The following is a 1,338-nucleotide window of genomic DNA, read 5'->3' as shown; positions in this document are numbered from 1 at the left end:
GTGTTCTGGTTCAGGACATAGGAAACGGGTGTCTCGAGACATAGGAAACTCCGGCGGAGCATGTCTCCGGAGATAGGAAACACAGAGAGCTAGAACCTGCGGGCGGTCGACAGTCGGCCCGTGTCGAAGGCCAGACTCATCATCACGGCGGTCGTCGTCGAGGGCCGCTCACAAGCAGAGGTCGCCCGCTCCTACGGCGTCTCCAAAGGCTGGGTGTCCAAGCTCGTTGCCCGCTACCGACAGCAGGGCGAGGACGCCTTCGAGCCCCGATCCAGACGGCCCAAGACCTCACCGACGGCGATCGACGCCGCCACCGTCGAACTGATCGTCCGCCTGCGCAAGGACCTGTCCGGCCAGGGCCTGGACGCCGGGCCGGACACGATCGCCTGGCACCTGCACCGCCATCACCAGGTCACCGTGTCCCGGGCGACGATCAGCCGCTACTTGATGCGGGCCGGTCTGGTCACTCCCGAGCCGAGCAAACGGCCACGATCCTCCTACATCCGCTTCCAAGCCGAGCAGCCGAACGAGACCTGGCAGGCCGACTTCACCCACTACCGCCTGGCCGACGGCACCGACGCCGAGATCCTCACCTGGCTGGACGACCACTCCCGCTACGCCCTGTCGGTGACAGCCCACCCCCGCGTCACCGGCCCGATCGTCCGCGACACCTTCCGCCACGCGGTGGCCGCCCACGGCGTGCCCGCCTCCACCCTGACCGACAACGGCATGGTCTTCACCACCCGCCTGGCCGGCGGCCGCGGCGGCCGCAACGCCTTCGAACACGAACTGCGCCGCCTGCACGTGACCCAGAAGAACTCCACCCCCAACCACCCCACCACCTGCGGAAAAGTCGAACGCTTCCAGCAGACCATGAAGAAATGGCTACGCGCACAGCCCGACCAGCCCACCACCATCGGCGACTTACAGACCCTCATCGACCGCTTCGCCGACGCCTACAACCACCACCGCCCCCACCGGTCGTTGCCCCACCGCGCCACCCCCGCCGCGGCCTACAACAACCGGCCCAAGGCCCAACCGGCCGGCAGCCGCGACGGCGACACCCACACCCGCGTCCGACACGACCGCGTCGACCACACCGGCGTCGTCACCCTGCGGATCGGCGGCCGGCTCCACCACATCGGCATCGGACGAACCCACGCCCGAACCCACGTCATCCTGCTCGTCGACGATCTCCACGTCCGGGTCGTCGCCGCCACCACCGGAGAACTCCTCCGCGAGCTGATCATCGACCCCACCCGCGACTACCAACCCCAGTACACAAAGAAACCCCCGAACCCGTAGGTTCGAGGGTTTCCGATGTCTTGCGACATCACA

At 67.6% G+C, this 1,338-nt stretch carries 1 protein-coding gene; it reads left to right on the top strand.

Annotation, left to right across the window (positions count from 1 at the left end; genetic code table 11):
- Positions 1–120 precede the first annotated feature (120 nt).
- Positions 121–1,305, top strand: a complete 1,185-nt coding sequence (locus Msi02_RS42720; protein WP_204053404.1) for an IS481 family transposase — start codon at positions 121–123, stop codon at positions 1,303–1,305.
- Positions 1,306–1,338: the final 33 nt, after the last annotated feature.

It is taken from the genome of Microbispora siamensis, from assembly GCF_016863095.1.
GTDB lineage: Bacteria > Actinomycetota > Actinomycetes > Streptosporangiales > Streptosporangiaceae > Microbispora > Microbispora siamensis.
This window is presented reverse-complemented; position numbering and strand designations above follow the sequence as displayed.